This is a genomic window from Pantoea sp. FN0307 (assembly GCF_050113815.1).
GTDB classification, from domain to species: domain Bacteria; phylum Pseudomonadota; class Gammaproteobacteria; order Enterobacterales; family Enterobacteriaceae; genus Mixta; species Mixta alhagi.
This window is the reverse complement of record NZ_JBNJSO010000001.1, coordinates 109,630-126,355: the sequence shown is the minus strand read 5'-3', so window position 1 is coordinate 126,355 and position 16,726 is coordinate 109,630. Positions and strand designations below refer to the sequence as shown.

The window sequence follows — 16,726 nt, the reverse complement described above, 5'->3', positions numbered from 1 at the left end:
GCTATCATTTCCCGGCGCTCAAATTAAGTTCAATACGGAAGCAAACATCAGCCTGATCCGTGGTGATTAGCTGCAGATCGCCCTGCATACGCCGCAGGCAATCTTTGGCAATGCTCAACCCCAGACCGCTGCCTTTAACCGCGCCCTTACGCTGCTGGCTTCCCTGGAAAAAAGGCTCAAAGATCATTGCCTGTTCTGCAACCGGAATCGGCGTGCCGGTGTTAGCAACATCAATCCATACCCGGTTGCCGTGCTTCTGGCTGCGCAGCCAAATGGTACCGGATTCACTGCCGTAATATACAGCGTTAGAATAGAGATTATCGATCACCCGCATCAACAGCATCGGTTCCGCTCGACAGGTGGCAACCTGCAGGTCTACCTCGGTTTGCATCAGTTTACTGCGCGCCGGAAGCGCGTGCGCGTCAACCACGCTATGAATAATTTCCGCCAGGTTTACCGTTTCCAGCGGCTGCGGACTGTCTGCCAGCTTGCGGTTGTAGTCAAGCAGCTGCTCGATCAAGCGCTGCAAATGACGGCTGCTGCCGTCCAGAATGGCGACCACCTCTTTCTGATCGGCGGTCAGCGGCCCCGCTACCTCATCCGCCAACAGCTCGGTGCCTTCGCGCATGCTGGCCAGAGGCGTTTTTAGCTCATGGGAGATATGGCGTAAAAACTCATGGCGCTGTGATTCCAGCCATGCCAGCCGTTCGCTCAGCCACATAATGCGCTGGCCCAGCGCCCGGATTTCACGCGGGCCTTTAAAGCCGACCATATTGCCCAGCGGCCGGCCTTCGCCCAGCCGGTTGATCATCCTTTCAACTCTTTTTACCGGTCCGATAATCATGCGGGTAAACAACAGTACCAGCCCCAGCGTTACCATAAACAGCAGCAGCGCCTGCCAGCCAAAGAACTGTCCGCGCTCGGCGATCTCCCGTTGCAGCTGTAAGCCACGCGAAAAAGCGGTTTCACGCGTGGCCTGTACCATTTGCGCGTTCGCGCTGGAAAAGCTTGTCAGGCTCTCCGTGGCAGCGCTGATCGGGTTACTGTTCAGACAGTGCAATTGCTCCAGCCGGGACAATGCCTGACGCAGGCTGTGCCAGGCGCGCAGGTCGGGCAGCACCTGAGCGTGGGCATCCAGCATCTGAGAATAGCGTACGCGCTGGGTTTGATAGAGCCGCGCCAGCATCGGATCGCCAAGAACACAATATTGACGATAGCTGCGCTCCAGCTCCAGCGCGGTGCGTGCCATAGCCTCACTGCGCCGGATGTCGGTTAGCGTGGTGCGATTAGTATCGGCAGCCTGCTGGCTGAGCGCCGAAAGGCTTTCCCAGGCTTGCCATGCCAGTACCAGCAGCGGCAGCAAGACCAGTAAAAACGCCATCAGCACCAGCTGACGCAGGGAACGCGGAAACAGTCGCCAGGTTTTCACATGCATTATCCTTATTGAAGTGAGAATGATGCTAACCAACAACGCGGCGGGAGGAAAGTCTGAAGCAAAAAGCAGCCAGCGGGAACGCGGCAATGGCCGCAGAAATAAAAACGGCAGAGCCGAAGCCCTGCCGTTCCAGATGCGATGAACATTCACCGCATTAAAATTAGGTGGTGCCTAACTCAACGTTGCGCCCGGTGTTTGATAAAGTCGCAAGCGAACTATTATCGGTACGTGGACGGCAGGCACCGTTTTGTGCGTCATTCGGCGTTTTATGAAGCGCTTGACCGCGTTAGCAGGGCTGTCATAAGGAGGTGAATGAGCCACTGCGGATATATTAGCAAACAATGTGCCAACTTTGAAATATTTATATAACTGGCTAATTATTAAGGGATTGCCGTGGCAGCTATTGGTGAAAAGCGACTTAACCTAAATATCGACCCTCGCCTCTGTCGCTTATTGGCAACAGCCTGAGTACCATTATTAATAATTTATAAATATCATAGAGTTAAATGTCTCATTTTGGAGACACCCGATCCCCTTCACTGTCGCAGATTAGCTACGCTCCCTTAAAAACAAAAAAACCGCACCGAAAACGGTGCGGTTGATAGCGGGATGAGAAATTATCCCAGCTGTTTACGCGCATTGCGGAAAATGCGCATCCACGGGCCATCCTCATGCCATTCGGCTGGATGCCAGGAGTTGCTCACGGTACGGAACACGCGCTCCGGATGCGGCATCATAATAGTGACGCGGCCGTTTTCACTGGTCACTGCAGTTATGCCGTTTGGCGAGCCGTTAGGGTTAGCAGGATAGTTTTCGGTTACCTTGCCATAGTTATCGACAAAACGCAGCGCCACGATGCTTTTTGCCTCCAGTGCAGCAAGATGGGCAGCGTCACGCACTTCGACAAAGCCTTCACCGTGCGATACGGCAATCGGCATACGCGAGCCAGTCATACCTTCCAGCAACAGCGACGGGCTGGCCGCTACTTCAACCAGGCTGAAGCGCGCTTCAAAACGCTCGGACTGGTTGCGTACAAAACGCGGCCAGAGATCGCTGCCGGGGATCAGCTCACGCAGGTTAGACATCATCTGACAGCCGTTACAAACCCCCAGCGCCAGCGTTTGCGGGCGATGGAAGAAGGTTTCGAACTGATCGCGAACGCGGCTGTTGAACAAAATTGATTTCGCCCAGCCTTCGCCAGCGCCCAGCACGTCGCCATAGGAGAAACCGCCGCAGGCAACCAGCGCCTGCATCTCTTCCAGGCCGATACGGCCAGCCAGCAGATCGCTCATATGCACATCCACCGCATCAAAGCCGGCGCGATGGAAAGCTGCCGCCATCTCAACATGCGAGTTGACGCCCTGCTCACGCAGCACGGCCACTTTTGGCCGGGCACCGCGGGCAATAAAGGGAGCCGCGATATCTTCCTGTGGCTTAAAGGTGAGATGAACGTTCAGGCCCGGATCGTTATCATCCTTTTTCGCTTCATGTTCCTGATCGGCACAGTTGGGGTTATCACGCAGACGCTGCATCTGCCAGGTGGTTTCCGCCCACCAGACGCGTAGCGTAGAGCGGCTTTCGCTGTAGACCACTTTATCGCCCACGTGGATCACGAAACGATCGCCCGGCAGCGCCTTGCCAAGATAGTGAACGCAGTCGCTCAGGCCATGCTCGCTCAGCAGCGCTTCTACCACTGCGCGATCCTGCGCGCTGACCTGAATCACAGCGCCCAGCTCTTCATTAAACAGCGCCGCCAGCGCATCCGCGCCCAGCGTGGCGATATCCGCTTCGATCCCGCAGTGGCCGGCAAACGCCATCTCTGCCAGCGTGACCAGCAGGCCGCCGTCAGAACGGTCATGATAAGCCAACAGTTTCCCGGCCTGCACCAGCGCCTGTATGGCACTGAAAAAGCCTGCCAGCTGCTGAACATCACGTACGTCGGCCGGTTTATCGCCCAGCTGACGATACACCTGCGCCAGAGCGGTTGCGCCCAGAGCATTTTGCCCTTTACCCAAATCGATAAGCAGCAGCGCGTTATCTTCCGCCGTCTGCAGCTGCGGCGTTACCGTGCGGCGCACATCTTCCACGCGAGCAAAAGCGGTGATCACCAGCGACAGCGGCGCGGTCATTTCACGCTGCTCATTTTCCTGCTGCCAGCGGGTTTTCATCGACATTGAGTCTTTCCCTACCGGGATCGTCAGCTCCAGCGCCGGACAAAGCTCTTCGCCGATAGCTTTTACCGCATCGTAGAGGCCTGCATCTTCGCCCGGGTGCCCGGCTGCGGCCATCCAGTTAGCCGAGAGCTTCACGCGTTTCAGCGCGCCAATGTCAGTTGCCGCCAGGTTAGTTAACGCCTCTCCCACCGCCAGACGGGCCGAGGCAGCAAAGTCCAGCAGTGCGACCGGCGCACGTTCGCCAATAGAGAAAGCTTCGCCATGATAGCTGTCGAGGCTGGCGGTAGTAACCGCACAGTTAGCGACCGGGATCTGCCACGGCCCTACCATTTGGTCGCGCGCCACCATGCCGGTTACGCTGCGATCGCCAATGGTAATCAGGAAGGTTTTTTCCGCTACGGTCGGCAGATGTAAAACACGTTTAACCGCCTCTTCCAGCGTAACGCCATCGCGTACCAGCGCTTCTCCCTGCGCCTGCTGACGACTGACATCGCGCGTCATCTTCGGCGTTTTGCCCAGCAGGACGTCCAGCGGCATGTCGATCGGCTGATTGTCGAAGTGGCTATCGGAAAGGGTTAAATGCTGCTCTTCCGTCGCTTCGCCAATCACCGCGTAAGGGGCGCGTTCACGCTGACACAACCGATCGAACAGCGCCAGCTTGTCTGGCGCCACCGCCAGCACGTAGCGCTCCTGCGATTCATTACACCAGACTTCAAGCGGACTCATGCCTGGCTCATCATTGAGAATATCACGCAGGTTGAAACGTCCGCCGCGTCCGCCATCGCTGACCAGTTCCGGCATCGCGTTCGACAGGCCGCCCGCGCCGACATCGTGAATAAACAGAATCGGGTTCTCTTCGCCCAGCTGCCAGCAGCGGTCAATAACTTCCTGACAGCGACGCTCCATCTCCGGATTATCGCGTTGCACTGATGCAAAATCGAGATCGGCGTCGGACTGGCCGGAAGTCATCGACGAGGCCGCGCCGCCCCCCAGACCAATATTCATCGCAGGCCCGCCCAGCACGATCAGCTTCGCGCCAACCGTAATTTCGCCTTTCTGCACGTGATCGGCACGGATATTACCGATACCGCCCGCCAGCATAATTGGCTTATGGTAGCCGCGCAGCTCGGTGCCGTTATGGCTGTTTACGCGCTCTTCATAGGTACGGAAATAACCGTTCAGCGCCGGACGACCAAATTCATTATTGAACGCCGCGCCGCCCAACGGGCCTTCGGTCATAATATCCAGCGCGCTAACAATGCGATCCGGCTTGCCGAAATCTTCTTCCCACGGCTGTTCAAAGCCGGGAATACGCAGGTTAGAAACCGAGAAGCCCACCAGCCCCGCCTTTGGCTTAGCGCCCCGGCCTGTGGCACCTTCGTCACGAATTTCGCCGCCGGAGCCGGTTGCCGCGCCCGGCCATGGCGAGATCGCCGTGGGATGGTTATGGGTCTCTACCTTCATCAGAATATGGGTCGGCTCCTGATGGAAATCGTAAACGCCCTGCTGCGCATCCGCATAGAAGCGCCCCACCGCCGAGCCTTCTATTACCGCCGCGTTATCTTTATAGGCTGACAGCACATAGTCTGGCGTGGCGGCGAAGGTGTTTTTAATCATCCTGAACAGGGATTTCGGCTGTGATACGCCATCGATTACCCAGTCCGCATTGAAAATTTTATGGCGGCAATGCTCAGAGTTAGCCTGAGCAAACATATAAAGCTCGATATCGTTCGGGTTGCGTCCCAGTTTTTTAAACGCGGCCAGCAGATAGTCGATTTCATCATCGGCTAACGCCAGACCCAGCTTCTGATTCGCCGTCTCCAGCGCGGCACGCCCTTGCGTCAGAATATCAACGCTTTGCAGCGGCTGCGGCTGTTGCTGCACAAAGAGTTTTTCCGCTTCCTGTAGCTCGCTAAACACCGTTTCCATCATGCGGTCATGCAGCAGCGCGGCCAGCTGCGGCCACTGTGCTTCCGTTAGCTGTGGCGCCTGCACATAAAAGGCCAGCCCACGCTCAAGACGGCGCACCTGCGGTAAATCACAATTATGGGCAATATCGGTGGCTTTAGAAGACCAGGGAGAAATGGTGCCCGGACGGGGCGTTACCAGCAGCAGACGCCCTTGTGGCGCATGTTCAGCAAGAGAGGGACCGTATTTCAGCAGACGTTGCAGGCGGGATTTTTCTTCTGCGTTCAGCGGTGCGCTGACATCGGCAAAATGGACATACTCGGCGTAAATATCACTCACCGGCAGGTGAGCGTCCTGAAAACGGGTCAGCAGTTTGTTTACACGAAATGCCGACAGAGCGGGCGAACCACGCAGAATTTCCATCATTAAGATCTCTCGTCTTCGAAGTGCCGGAGGGCGCTTCTTTGGGCGCAACAGGGAAAACGGGCGATATTATAAAGAAACGGGGCCGGTAACGAAACCGTTTGCGTTGAAATTTCCGCGCTGCGAAATAGCCTGAAAATTGCACGATTCCTGCTATTAAAGTTGCTCTGTGCGGCTTTGTTGCGCAAAATGCCCCACGCTCTGGGATTTAATAGATAACAAACGCTGCCCAAAGAGACAGAGGCCTTAGAGCCACCGAGAGATAACTATTTGAAACGCCTGAAAATTAATTATCTGCTTATCGGGTTGATCACCGTGCTGCTGGCAGTAGCGCTTTGGCCAACCATCCCGTGGTACGGCGGGACGCAGGATAAAATTGCGCAGATAAAATCGCGGGGAGTGTTACGAATTAGTACCATTAATTCTCCGCTGACTTACTACACCGTCAATAACGCACCGGCCGGAATGGATTATGAGCTGGCGAAGCGATTCGCCGATTATCTGGGGGTGACGTTGCAGGTTACCGTTCGGCAAAATCTGAACGACCTGTTCGATGACCTTGATGACGGGGATGCCGATATGCTGGCTGCCGGGCTGATTTATAACAGCGAACGGCTGGCACGCTTTCGTACCGGCCCCAGCTATTATTCCGTCTCGCAGCAGCTGGTTTACCGCATCGGCACGCCGCGCCCGAAGAATCTTGGCAACCTGAAGGGGCGGCTCACGGTTGCTTCCGGCTCTGCCTATATGTCCACGCTACGCAATGTCAAAGAGAACCAGTATCCCGATCTGGACTGGGCGATCTCCACCGATCAGGGACCGAAAGCGCTACTGGAGGCAGTAGCGGATGGCGAGCTGGATTATACCATCGGCGATTCCGTGACTATCGGCCTGCTGCAACGTATTCATCCGCAGCTGGCGGTGGCGTTTGATATTACCGATGAAGAGCCTGTCACCTGGTATATGCAGCGTGAAGAAGATGACAGCCTCTATGCGGCGATGCTCGACTTCTTTAGCCAGATGGAAGAGGAAGGCGCAATGGCGCGGCTGGAAGAGAAATATCTTGGTCACGTTGGCGCTTTTGACTATGTGGATACCCGTACCTTCCTGCGCGCGATTGACGATACTCTGCCCGGTATCCGCCCGTTGTTTGAACGCTATGCGAAAGAAATAGACTGGCGGCTGCTGGCGGCAATCTCTTATCAGGAGTCGCACTGGAATCCGCAGGCGACCTCGCCAACCGGCGTGCGCGGCCTGATGATGCTGACCCGCAACACCGCTGACAGCCTGGCGGTGAGCGATCGTCTCGATCCAGAACAGAGCATTCGCGGCGGCAGTGAATATCTGCAACGCATGATGGAAAAGGTTCCTTCTACCGTGCCGGAGGATGAGCGTATCTGGTTTGCGCTGGCAGCCTATAATATGGGTTACGCGCATATACTGGATGTGCGTAAGCTGACTGAAAAACAGGGCGGCAATCCTGACAGCTGGGCAGACGTTAAGCTACGGCTGCCGATGCTGAGCCAGAAACGCTATTACAGTCAGACCACCTACGGCTATGCACGCGGTCACGAAGCCTATAACTACGTGGAGAATATCCGCAAGTATCAGCTTAGCCTGGTGGGCTATCTGCAGGAGCAAGAAAAAAAGCTGGCCCAGCGTAAAGCAGCGGAAGCGGCTTTGGGTGCGGGTTATCCGGCCGTTGCGCCCGATATCGCCATGAATTAAAGCGGTCTCAGGGCTGATTCGCCTGCGCTGCCCGCAGCGCCTGCCGCTGCGCACGTTTTTGTGCACGGCGCATGCGGAAAAAATCGCTGAGCGTGGCGGCGCATTCCTCTGCCAGTACGCCATGCTCCACCTTAACCTGGTGGTTCATGCCCGGATGCCCCAATATATCTACCAGCGACCCGGCCGCGCCGGTTTTTTCATCTCTGGCGCCAAAGACCAGTCGGCTAATGCGGCTATGAACAATCGCGCCCGCACACATGATGCATGGCTCCAGCGTGACGTATAGCGTGGTATCCAGCAGGCGATAGTTTTCCAGCACTTTACCTCCCTGACGCAACGCCATCATTTCAGCGTGCGCTGTAGGATCGTGCTGTTCGATGGGTCGGTTCCAGCCTTCGCCAATCACCTGATCATGCTGTACCAGCACCGCTCCCACCGGAACTTCGCCCTGCTCACGCGCCCGATGCGCCAGCTGTAACGCATAGCGCATCCAGTATTCATCACTTGTTTCGCTCACAGTACTCTCCAGCGGAAAAATGCGGCTGGCATTATAACCAAACCTGATAGCAGACCAAATTATTCCAACTGTTGCAGTTCGCCATGCGGCGTCACGCGCCAGCGGTGCTGGCAAAAATAGAGCAGTGGGTTGTCCTGCTTGCTGTCGCTATAGCCGCTGTAGAGCTGCAACGGCGTGCCGATCTGCTCTTCCAGCTGCACAACCTTCTCATGCCCCAGGCAGCGCAGGCTGAGAATACGTCCGCCCCAGCCTCGCTTCATTTGACTGGCGATCAGCTTCACGCGCGGCAGAAAGGCAGAGTCGTAATAGACCTTTTCCACCAGCGGCTGCGGCGACCCGGTGATCAGCCAGACATCGGCATCCTCACTGCTGAGATAATCGGTTAATCGCTGCTGCACTACCGGAAACGCCACCACCCGCTGACGGAACCAGCGGGCAAAGCTCTCCTCACGACGCTGTAACGCCGCTTCGCTGTGTCCAAAAGTGATAGACCATAGCAGCAGGCTCATTGGCCAGCGCGCCGCACGCCCCTTTAGCAACATACCGGCACCTACCACCGGCAGCAGCGGTACCACCAACAGCAAATTAAGCGGTTGTCGCCACAGCAGATAACGCATAAAGGTGCCAAACATATCCTGTTGATGTAAGGTGCCATCCAGATCAAAAAATACCACCCGTCGTTGCGAATCCGCCATTACACCGCTCTCCTTCGATAAACCTTTTGCTTCAGCATTCATTAGTGTAGACAGTAGCAGCCATCGCTGACTAACGGCAGCGCTATTGCAATGTAATTTGGCTTCCGCTTTGATCCGCGTTATAAAATTACATAAACAATGCTTTATGCTTATTCATCAGCAAGTAAGTAGCTAAGGCGGCGTGCAGGCCTGCTTCTGTTAGCTGGCAATATCAATCTGAAGGAGTCTGCCATGAGTGCCCTGTTACGCATCCGTCAACTCTATTCCGGGCTGGCGTTGAATGAGCGTCGGCTGGCCGATTATCTTCTGGCGCAGCCCGCACATGCCTGCCAACTCAGCTCGCCACGACTGGCGCAGGAAGCGGGTGTGAGTCAGTCCAGCGTAGTTAAATTTGCGCAAAAGCTGGGCTATAAAGGTTTTCCGGCGCTTAAGCTGGCGCTAAGCGCATCGCTACAGGCCAAAGAGTCAATTACGGTACATAACCATATTCTGAGCGGCGATCCGCTGAAGGTTGTGGGTGAAAAGCTGTTTACGGAAAAGGTTTCCGCTATTCGCGCTACGCTGGATATCAACAGCGAAGATAAGCTGCTGGAAACGCTGGCGCTTATCAAGCGCGCCGATCGCATTGTGCTGGTCGGCATGGGCGCATCGGGCCTGGTGGCGAAAGATTTTTCATGGAAGTTAATGAAAATCGGCATCAGCGCGGTAGCCGAACAGGATATGCATGCGCTGCTGGCCAGCGTACAGGCGCTACGCGCCGGGGATTTGCTGTTGGCTATCTCATACAGTGGAGAGCGACGCGAGATCAATCTCGCCGCGCAGGAGGCGGTGCGCGTGGGCGCTTATGTGCTGGCCTTTACCGGTTTTACGCCAAATACGCTGCAGCAGTGCGCTACCCACTGTTTATATACCGTGGCGGAAGAGCAGAGTACGCGCAGCGCCGCAATCTCCTCTACCTCGGCCCAGCTAGCGCTGACCGATCTGCTGTTTATGGCGCTGGTACAGCAGGATGCCGAACGCGCCTCTGACTATATTCGTCACAGCGAGTCGCTGGTAAAAAAACTGGTATGATCTGTTAGCGAGCGTATAATGACCGCGCTTTACGTTATTCAGGCAGGACCGGGAGCATCATGGCGTTACTGATTACTAAAAAATGCATCAATTGCGATATGTGCGAACCGGAGTGCCCTAACCAGGCGATTTCGATGGGCGATGAAATTTATGTGATTGATCCCTGGCTCTGCACAGAGTGCGTAGGACATTACGATACGCCGACCTGCATGAGCGTGTGCCCGATCGATAACACTATCGTGACCGATCCGGCACATCAGGAAAATCGTGAGCAGCTGTGGGAAAAATTTGTGCTGATCCACCACGCAGTATGAGGCGTTGCCGCCTCAACCTTCAATAATCACCGTTGCACAGGCGTAATGACGTTCATCAGCCAGCGTGACGTGAACGTTTTGCACCCCCAGCCGGGTTGCCAGCTCAGCCGCCTGCTGAAAAAAGCGTAGCTCCGGCTTACCCAGCGCATCGTTATAAACTTCAAACTGATTAAACGCCAGGCCGCCGCGAATACCTGTGCCGAATGCTTTTGCCGCCGCTTCTTTTACCGCAAAGCGTTTAGCCAGAAAACGCACCGGCTGCTGGTGCGTCTGATACTGCTGCCACTCGTTTTCACTCAGCACGCGGCGCGCCAGGCGATCGCCCGAACGGCTGATGACCCCTTCGATGCGCTCAATTTCAACAATATCGGTGCCCAGTCCAAGAATAGCCATTAGCGGCGCGCTTCCCGCATCAGCTGTTTCATCTCTTTTACCGCATCTGCCAGGCCGCTCATCAGCGCACGGCCAATAATAGCGTGGCCGATATTCAGCTCATGCATTTCCGGCAGCGCGGCGATCGGCTGCACGTTATGGTAGGTTAAGCCATGACCGGCGTTGACTTTCAACCCTTTCGACGCCGCATAGCTGGCCGCATGACGAATCCGCGCCAGTTCTGCATCACGCGCGCTGCCCTCTTCCGCTTCGGCGTAAGCGCCGGTGTGGATTTCGATATAAGGCGCGCCTGCCGCCACAGCGGCATCAATCTGACGCTCGTCGGCATCAATAAACAGGGAAACCAGAATGCCCGCCGCGCTCAGACGCTCTACCGCCGCGCTAACGTTCGCCTGCTGACCTGCCACGTCCAGACCGCCTTCGGTGGTCACTTCCTGACGCTTTTCCGGCACCAGACAGCAGAAATGCGGTTTTAGCTCACAGGCGATGGCTAACATCTCTTCCGTGACCGCCATCTCCAGGTTCATGCGCGTTTCAATGGTCTGTCGCAGCAGACGCACGTCGCGATCGGTAATATGGCGGCGGTCCTCACGCAGATGCACAGTAATGCCGTCGGCGCCTGCCTGCTCGGCAACAAAAGCTGCCTGAACCGGATCGGGATATTGGGTGCCGCGGGCGTTACGCACGGTAGCGATATGGTCAATATTGATGCCTAATAACAACTCAGCCATGGCAATCCTCAGAATGTTGCGGTTATTCAGGCAGCGAAACGCGCTGGCGCTCGCTGTATTTACTCCTGGCGATCCGGCGTTTCAGCACGCTTTTTGGGAATAAACTGGCGGAACAGTTCCTGGCTTTTTAACGGCTTGCCGCCCAGCCAGGGTTTTAACGCCATTCGTGTAAAGCGTTTTGCGGCTCGCAACGTATCGCCATCAGGAAAATTTCGCTCGGCGAGCGCGCGCAGCTGCCGTCCGGTAAAGCTGCGCTGATTAATGACCAGGCTGGCAATAAAGCCTTTTTCTTCACGATAGCTATAGGTCATGCCATCTTCAATCTCTTCTCCTGTGCCAGCACAGTGCAAAAAATCGACGCCATAACCTAAATGACTGAGCAGCGCCAGTTCAAACTGACGCAATGCCGGTTCCGGGCTGCCGTTGGCCTGTGCCAGAGACTGGATGCAGTGAAGATAATCAAAGAAGAGTTCGGGAAAGGGGGTTTCATGCTCCAGCACGCGCGCAACCAGCTCGTTAACATACAGGCCGCAGTACAGGGTAGTGCCGCTTAAGGGCAAAGCCAGCGAGACCGCCTCTACATTGCGCAGCGTTTTCACTTCACCACGACCGCCCCAGCGAACCAGCAGCGGCGTGAAAGGCTGTAGCGCCCCTTTGAGATGGGAGCGCTTAGCGCGCGCGCCTTTGGAAATAACGCGCACCCGACCATGATTTTCGGTAAACAGATCCAGCATCAGGCTGGTTTCGCTCCAGGGCCGCCCATGCAGGACAAAAGCGCGTTGCCAGCCTTCCATTCAGTGATTAAAGATCGTCAACATAGCCCAGACTACGCAGCGCACGTTCGTCATCTGCCCAGCCAGACTTCACTTTAACCCACAGTTCAAGATGCACTTTCATCTCGAACAGCTCTTCCATATCCTTACGCGCTTCAATACCGATGGTTTTGATTTTGGCGCCTTTATTACCGATCACCATCTTTTTCTGGCCTTCACGCTCCACCAGAATCAGGCCGTTGATATCATAACCGCCGCGTTCGTTGGTGATAAAGCGCTCAATCTCAACCGTGACCGAATAGGGCAGCTCGGCCCCCAGGAAACGCATCAGTTTTTCACGGATAATTTCCGACGCCATAAAACGCTGTGAGCGGTCGGTGATGTAATCTTCCGGGAAGTGATGATCGGCTACCGGCAGGCGCTTGCGCACGATACTGGCAATGGTATCGACATTTTTACCGCTTTCTGCGGAGATCGGCACCATATCCATAAATTCCATCTGCTCGCTCAGGAATTTCAGGTGCGGCAGCAGGATAGATTTATCGGTAATGTTATCGACTTTATTGATGGCCAGCAGCACCGGCACTTTGTTCTCTTTCAGCTTGTTGAGAACCATTTCATCATCCGCCGTCCAGCGGGTGCCTTCCACCACAAAGATGATCAGCTCTACGTCGCCAATTGAGCTACTGGCGGCGCGGTTCATCAGGCGGTTGATAGCCCGCTTCTCTTCAATGTGCAGGCCGGGCGTATCCACATAAATCGCCTGATACGCGCCTTCGGTATGGATGCCCATAATACGATGGCGCGTGGTTTGCGGTTTACGCGAGGTAATGGAAACCTTCTGCCCCAGTAACTGGTTCAGCAGCGTGGATTTTCCAACGTTGGGGCGGCCGACAATCGCAATAAAGCCGCAGTGCATCTGTTGTTCGCTCATTCGAGTCCTAACTTAATCAGCGCCTGTTCGGCCGCTGCCTGTTCAGCTTTACGACGGCTGGAACCGGTGCCTACCACCGGATCCGCCATGCCGCTCACCTGACAGTGAATGGTAAATTCCTGATCGTGCGCTTCGCCACGCACCTGCACCACCAGATAGGAGGGCAGCGGCAGATGACGACCCTGCAGATACTCCTGCAGACGCGTTTTTGGATCTTTCTGTTTGTCGCCGGGGCTAATCTGATCCAGACGGCTTTGATACCAGTTCAGAATCAGCTGCTCGACGGTCTGAATGTCGCTGTCGAGAAACACGCCGCCGATTAATGCTTCAACGGTATCGGCAAGGATCGATTCCCTACGGAATCCGCCGCTTTTCAGCTCGCCAGGCCCCAGACGCAGGCATTCGCCTAAATCAAATTCGCGCGCCATCTCCGCCAGGGTGTTTCCCCTTACCAGCGTTGCGCGCATGCGGCTCATATCGCCCTCATCCACGCGGGGAAAGCGGTGATAAAGCGCATTAGCAATAACAAAGCTCAGGATGGAATCGCCAAGAAACTCAAGACGCTCGTTGTGCTTACTGCTGGCACTCCGGTGGGTTAATGCCTGTTGCAGTAGATCCTGATGAGTAAAAGTGTAGCCCAGCTTTCGCTGGAGCTTGTTAATGAGGATGGGATTCATGCGATACCAATTTCAATAATGCGTCAATTATGCTGCATACGAAACAGGGCTGACAGCGGTCAACGCTAAACAGTTTCGTTTGCAGTGGCTTCCCGCAGGCGGGAAGCCATCCGTTTTACTCACGGCAACCTTAGTGGATGCCGCCAATACGACTCAGGCGAACGCCGGTTGGCCATTCACCCTCCTGTTTTTCAAAGCTCATCCAGATCGCGGTCGCTTTGCCAACCAGGTTTTTCTCTGGTACGAACCCCCAGTAACGGCTGTCAGCGCTGTTATCACGGTTATCGCCCATCATAAAATAGTGGCCTGCCGGCACAACCCAGCTCGCCTGCGGCTGTCCCGGCTGCTGATAATACATGCTGGCCTGACTTTGCGCTTCTGTTACCAGTAAAATATTGTGGGTTACGTCACCCAATGTCTCTTTACGGGCCGCCAGACGCAGGCCGCCGGGCATGGTTTCGCCCTGCGGCACCTGCCAGAAACCGTTACCGGATTCATTACCATCAAAGCCGCTGAAAGTCTGGATAAAGTTGCTGGGCGCTACGTCCGAGTAGGTAACCGGCAGCGCTTTATCGCACGATTTACCGCTGTCGCAAGCCGGGTTCACCGTCAGCGTTTTATTCAGAGCGTCATACGTCACGCGATCGCCAGGCAGGCCGATAACGCGCTTGATGTAATCCAGGCTCGGATCTTTAGGGTATTTAAACACAGCGATATCACCGCGTTTTGGATGCCCGGTCGGGATCAGCGTGGTTTGGGTAATAGGATCTTTAATGCCGTAGGCAAATTTCTCTACCACGATAAAATCGCCAATCAGCAGCGTCGGCATCATTGAACCGGAAGGGATCTGGAACGGCTCGTAAATAAACGAGCGCACCACGAATACCACCGCCAGCACCGGGAACACCGATGCTGCCGTTTCTACCCAGCCAGGCTGCTTCGCTACTTTCGCCAGCGTTTTATCATCCAGCGAACTGCCGGTTTGCGCCTGGGCCTGGGCCTGCTGCGCGCGGCGGGCTGGTGCCCACTTAAACCTGTCGATACACCAGATAATGCCGGTAACCAGCGTCGCAATCGCCAGAATCAGGGCAAACATATTAGCCATCAGATATCCTTATTTACTGTCTTTGCCCACGTGCAGAATGGCCAGGAACGCTTCCTGCGGCAGCTCAACGTTACCGACCTGCTTCATGCGTTTCTTACCTTCTTTCTGCTTCTGCAACAGCTTTTTCTTACGACTTACGTCGCCGCCGTAGCATTTAGCGATAACGTTTTTACGCAGCTGTTTCACTGTCGAACGGGCAATAATGTGGTTACCGATCGCCGCCTGAATCGCAATATCAAACTGCTGACGCGGGATCAGATCTTTCATCTTTTCTACCAGCTCACGACCACGATACTGCGAGTTGTCGCGGTGGGTAATCAGCGCCAGCGCATCAACGCGTTCGGCGTTGATTAATACGTCTACACGCACCATGTCAGAGGCCTGGAAGCGTTTGAAGTTATAATCCAGTGACGCATAACCGCGCGAAGTGGATTTCAGACGATCGAAAAAGTCCAGCACCACTTCCGCCATCGGAATCTCATAGGTCAGCGCAACCTGATTACCGTGATAGACCATATTGGTTTGTACGCCGCGTTTTTCAACGCACAGCGTAATCACGTTGCCCAGATATTCTTGCGGCATCAGCATGTGACATTCGGCGATCGGCTCGCGCAGCTCGCTAATATTATTCAACGGCGGCAGCTTGGAAGGGCTGTCGACATAAACGGTTTCACCACCGGTGGTTTCTACCTCATACACCACGGTCGGCGCGGTGGTGATCAGGTCAAGATCGTATTCACGCTCCAGACGCTCCTGAATGATCTCCATATGCAGCAGGCCAAGGAAGCCGCAGCGGAAACCAAAACCGAGCGCCGTTGAGCTTTCCGGCTCATAAAACAGCGAGGCATCGTTCAGACTCAGTTTGCCCAGCGCATCGCGGAAGGCTTCATAATCGTCTGAGCTGATCGGGAACAGACCGGCATAAACCTGCGGCTTCACTTTCTTAAAGCCCGGCAGCGCTTTTTCCGCGGTATGTTTCGCACCGGTTAAGGTATCGCCTACCGGCGCGCCGAGGATATCTTTAATCGCGCAAACCAGCCAGCCTACTTCACCGCAGTTCAGCACATCGCGATCCACCCGCTTCGGCGTAAAGATCCCCAGACGGTCAGCGTTGTAGACCTGCCCGGTACTCATCACCTTGATTTTCTCGCCCTTGCGCAGGGTGCCGTTTTTAATACGCACCAGCGACACAACGCCCAGATAGTTATCAAACCAGGAGTCGATGATCAGCGCCTGCAGCGGCGCGCTTGGGTCGCCTTCCGGCGGCGGAATATCACGTACCAGCCGCTCCAGCACTTCCGGCACGCCCACGCCGGTTTTGGCCGAGCAACGCACCGCATCCGTGGCGTCGATACCAACAATATCTTCAATTTCCTGCGCCGCGCGATCGGGGTCGGCCGCTGGCAGGTCAATTTTGTTCAGTACCGGCACCACTTCCAGATCCATTTCGATGGCGGTATAGCAGTTAGCCAGCGTTTGCGCTTCTACGCCCTGCCCTGCATCAACCACCAGCAGCGCACCTTCACAGGCAGCAAGAGAACGCGAGACCTCATAGGAGAAGTCAACGTGGCCTGGCGTGTCGATAAAATTGAGCTGGTAAGTTTCACCGTTTTGCGCTTTGTAATCGAGCGTCACGCTCTGCGCTTTAATAGTGATGCCGCGTTCCCGCTCCAGATCCATTGAGTCCAGAACCTGCGCAGCCATTTCACGATCGGCCAGGCCGCCGCAAATCTGGATCAAACGATCTGATAAGGTCGATTTACCGTGGTCAATGTGCGCGATGATCGAAAAGTTTCTTATATGCTTCATTATGGAGGTTATTCTGCCTTACAAATGCTGAAACTCTCG

At 55.4% G+C, this 16,726-nt stretch carries 14 protein-coding genes; 3 read left to right on the top strand and 11 right to left on the bottom strand.

The annotated features are described in order from the left end of the window. Positions 1-4 precede the first annotated feature (4 nt). Together ACQE3Z_RS00630 and purL are read right to left on the bottom strand one after the other, a co-directional pair. Positions 5-1,429, bottom strand: coding sequence for a sensor histidine kinase (locus ACQE3Z_RS00630; protein WP_426971631.1), 1,425 nt, complete (start codon positions 1,427-1,429; stop codon positions 5-7). Between the two features lie 623 nt (positions 1,430-2,052). Next, on the bottom strand, positions 2,053-5,943 hold the full coding sequence (gene purL / locus ACQE3Z_RS00625) for a phosphoribosylformylglycinamidine synthase (protein ID WP_426971630.1): 3,891 nt from the start codon (positions 5,941-5,943) through the stop codon (positions 2,053-2,055). A 267-nt stretch (positions 5,944-6,210) separates the two neighbouring features. Here purL and mltF point away from each other — a divergent pair, with 267 nt between their 5' ends. Next, positions 6,211-7,668, top strand: coding sequence for a membrane-bound lytic murein transglycosylase MltF (gene mltF / locus ACQE3Z_RS00620; protein ID WP_426971628.1), 1,458 nt, complete (start codon positions 6,211-6,213; stop codon positions 7,666-7,668). A 7-nt stretch (positions 7,669-7,675) separates the two neighbouring features. On the opposite strand, the gene tadA is transcribed toward mltF, so the two are convergent. Beyond that, a complete protein-coding gene (tadA, locus tag ACQE3Z_RS00615; RefSeq protein ID WP_426971626.1) occupies positions 7,676-8,185 on the bottom strand; it encodes a tRNA adenosine(34) deaminase TadA in 510 nt (169 codons plus the stop codon). 59 nt (positions 8,186-8,244) lie between these two features. After that, on the bottom strand, positions 8,245-8,880 hold the full coding sequence (gene yfhb / locus ACQE3Z_RS00610) for a phosphatidylglycerophosphatase C (RefSeq protein ID WP_085070672.1): 636 nt from the start codon (positions 8,878-8,880) through the stop codon (positions 8,245-8,247). Between the two features lie 231 nt (positions 8,881-9,111). Here yfhb and ACQE3Z_RS00605 point away from each other — a divergent pair, with 231 nt between their 5' ends. Together ACQE3Z_RS00605 and ACQE3Z_RS00600 are read left to right on the top strand one after the other, a co-directional pair. Next, positions 9,112-9,951: a MurR/RpiR family transcriptional regulator gene (locus ACQE3Z_RS00605; protein ID WP_085070670.1), complete on the top strand. Its 840-nt coding sequence runs from the start codon at positions 9,112-9,114 to the stop codon at positions 9,949-9,951. Between the two features lie 59 nt (positions 9,952-10,010). Beyond that, a complete protein-coding gene (locus ACQE3Z_RS00600) occupies positions 10,011-10,265 on the top strand; it encodes a YfhL family 4Fe-4S dicluster ferredoxin (protein ID WP_250650618.1) in 255 nt (84 codons plus the stop codon). A 12-nt stretch (positions 10,266-10,277) separates the two neighbouring features. Here the strand turns inward: ACQE3Z_RS00600 and acpS are convergent, their stop codons facing one another. The 7 genes from acpS to lepA form a co-directional block, all read right to left on the bottom strand. Beyond that, positions 10,278-10,658, bottom strand: coding sequence for a holo-ACP synthase (gene acpS / locus ACQE3Z_RS00595; protein ID WP_085070666.1), 381 nt, complete (start codon positions 10,656-10,658; stop codon positions 10,278-10,280). After that, a complete protein-coding gene (gene pdxJ, locus ACQE3Z_RS00590; RefSeq protein WP_426971623.1) occupies positions 10,658-11,389 on the bottom strand; it encodes a pyridoxine 5'-phosphate synthase in 732 nt (243 codons plus the stop codon). The genes acpS and pdxJ overlap by 1 nt, the downstream gene beginning before the upstream one ends. A gap of 59 nt (positions 11,390-11,448) precedes the next feature. After that, positions 11,449-12,183, bottom strand: coding sequence for a DNA repair protein RecO (gene recO, locus ACQE3Z_RS00585; RefSeq protein WP_426971622.1), 735 nt, complete (start codon positions 12,181-12,183; stop codon positions 11,449-11,451). 7 nt (positions 12,184-12,190) lie between these two features. Continuing rightward, positions 12,191-13,096, bottom strand: a complete 906-nt coding sequence (gene era, locus ACQE3Z_RS00580; protein WP_085070661.1) for a GTPase Era — start codon at positions 13,094-13,096, stop codon at positions 12,191-12,193. Then, the gene (rnc, locus tag ACQE3Z_RS00575; RefSeq protein WP_085070659.1) at positions 13,093-13,773 is read right to left on the bottom strand and encodes a ribonuclease III; all 681 of its coding nucleotides are present in this window, start codon (positions 13,771-13,773) and stop codon (positions 13,093-13,095) included. The genes era and rnc overlap by 4 nt, the downstream gene beginning before the upstream one ends. A 130-nt stretch (positions 13,774-13,903) precedes the next feature. Next, positions 13,904-14,878: a signal peptidase I gene (gene lepB, locus ACQE3Z_RS00570; RefSeq protein ID WP_085070657.1), complete on the bottom strand. Its 975-nt coding sequence runs from the start codon at positions 14,876-14,878 to the stop codon at positions 13,904-13,906. 9 nt (positions 14,879-14,887) lie between these two features. After that, entirely contained in the window at positions 14,888-16,687 is a 1,800-nt protein-coding gene (lepA, locus tag ACQE3Z_RS00565; protein WP_426971621.1) for a translation elongation factor 4, read from the bottom strand. Positions 16,688-16,726 lie beyond the last annotated feature (39 nt).

Bases quoted from the DNA above. Each gene is read 5' to 3' on its own strand.
- purL (WP_426971630.1), bottom strand. From the start codon at position 5,943: ATGATGGAAATTCTGCGTGGTTCGCCCGCTCTGTCGGCATTTCGTGTA.
- yfhb (WP_085070672.1), bottom strand. From the start codon at position 8,880: ATGGCGGATTCGCAACGACGGGTGGTATTTTTTGATCTGGATGGCACC.
- ACQE3Z_RS00605 (WP_085070670.1), top strand. From the start codon at position 9,112: ATGAGTGCCCTGTTACGCATCCGTCAACTCTATTCCGGGCTGGCGTTG.
- ACQE3Z_RS00600 (WP_250650618.1), top strand. From the start codon at position 10,011: ATGGCGTTACTGATTACTAAAAAATGCATCAATTGCGATATGTGCGAA.
- acpS (WP_085070666.1), bottom strand. From the start codon at position 10,658: ATGGCTATTCTTGGACTGGGCACCGATATTGTTGAAATTGAGCGCATC.
- pdxJ (WP_426971623.1), bottom strand. From the start codon at position 11,389: ATGGCTGAGTTGTTATTAGGCATCAATATTGACCATATCGCTACCGTG.
- recO (WP_426971622.1), bottom strand. From the start codon at position 12,183: ATGGAAGGCTGGCAACGCGCTTTTGTCCTGCATGGGCGGCCCTGGAGC.
- era (WP_085070661.1), bottom strand. From the start codon at position 13,096: ATGAGCGAACAACAGATGCACTGCGGCTTTATTGCGATTGTCGGCCGC.
- rnc (WP_085070659.1), bottom strand. From the start codon at position 13,773: ATGAATCCCATCCTCATTAACAAGCTCCAGCGAAAGCTGGGCTACACT.
- lepB (WP_085070657.1), bottom strand. From the start codon at position 14,878: ATGGCTAATATGTTTGCCCTGATTCTGGCGATTGCGACGCTGGTTACC.
- lepA (WP_426971621.1), bottom strand. From the start codon at position 16,687: ATGAAGCATATAAGAAACTTTTCGATCATCGCGCACATTGACCACGGT.